Below are 1,512 nucleotides of genomic sequence, written 5' to 3'. Positions count from 1 at the left end.
TGGAAGGGACATTTGGGTGCGTTGATCGGCAGGTGGGTGAAGTTGGTGCTGCCCAGCCGTTTGATCTGCGTGTCGAGGTAGGAGAAATTTCGGCCCTGCAGCAGCGGGTCGTTCGAAAAGTCTACGCCGGGCGGCACGTTCTGCGTCATGAACGCGACCTGCTCGGTCTCGGCAAAGAAATTGTCGGGCATGCGATCGAGCACAAGACGGCCAATCGGGATCGGCGGCAGCACCTCCTCGGGGATGAGTTTGGTGGGATCGAGGATATCGAAGTCGAAGCTGTCGGCGAACGCCTGATCAAACAGCTGCAGTTGCAGTTCCCATTCCGGGAAGTTGCCGGCGTGGATGGCGTCCCACAGGTCGCGGCGGTGGAAGTCGGGATCCGCGCCGTTGATCTTCACCGCTTCATTCCAGGCGACGGACTGGAGACCGAGCTTCGGCTTCCAGAGGAACTTGACGAAGGTCGATTCATCGTTGGCGTTGAGCAGCCGGAACGTGTGAACACCAAAACCTTCCATGAAGCGCAGGGAACGCGGGATCGCCCTGTCTGACATCGCCCACATGATCATGTGCATGCTTTCCGGAGTGAGCGAGATGAAGTCCCAGAAATTGTCATGCGCTGTCTGCGCCTGCGGGAAGTCGCTGTTGGGCTCTGCCTTGGCGGCGTGGATCAAGTCGGGAAATTTGATCGCATCCTGGATGAAGAACACCGGCATGTTGTTGCCGACGATGTCCCAGTTGCCTTCTTGCGTATAGAGTTTGACGGCGAAGCCACGCACATCCCGGGCAAGGTCGGCAGAACCCTTGTTGCCGGCAACGGTGGAGAAGCGGACGAAAGCCGGTGTCTTTTCGCCGGCGCGCTGGAAGATGTCGGCACGCGTGTATTTCGCCAGCGATTCATAGGTTTCAAAATAGCCGTGCACACCATAGCCACGGGCATGGACGACGCGTTCGGGGATCCGCTCGTGATCGAAATGGAAGATTTTTTCGCGGAAGTGAAAATCTTCGAGCACGGTCGGTCCACGTGGGCCGATCCTGAGCGAGTTCTGGTCGTCTGAAACCGGCCCGCCCTGGGCCGTTGTCAGCACCGGTGTCGAGCCGGATGCGACCTGATGCAGTTCACCGCCAGCGCCACGCGCCAGTTTCTGATCATGAATTGTCGCAGCCGTCCCGGCCGATTTGGATGTTTGCTTCGCCATGCTGGAAATCCCTTGAGGTGAACGCGCAAGCTGCACTGCTTGCTCAATGTCCCGAATGGATTTGCGTTCCTTGTCGATTCCAGATCCTTGAACGACGAAGGCCGCCCGGTTTTGCCGGCGGCCTTTCATTGCCCTCAAAGGGCGAATGCGGTCAGAAGTTCTTGTTGATCGCGGCTGCCGTCTTGTTTATCGCATCCTTGACGGCGGACTTCGCCTCGCCTACACCTTCTGAACCTTGCCGTTGGCTTCCTGCGCGGCGGCCTTCAGCCCGCAGATGGTCATTGCCGACGGCCTTGCCGACGCCTTCCTTAGC

General features: G+C 58.9%; 1 pseudogene. It reads right to left on the bottom strand.

Annotated elements, in window-relative coordinates:
- A pseudogene (katE, locus tag ACXJ7R_RS32290) lies at window positions 1–1,199 on the bottom strand (catalase); the annotation flags it as partial.
- Between the last annotated feature and the right edge of the window lie 313 nt (window positions 1,200–1,512).

Source organism: Mesorhizobium sp. P5_C1 (assembly GCF_054049815.1).
The sequence above is the reverse complement of the archived record's forward strand: the minus strand, read 5'-3'. Positions and strand labels throughout refer to the sequence as shown.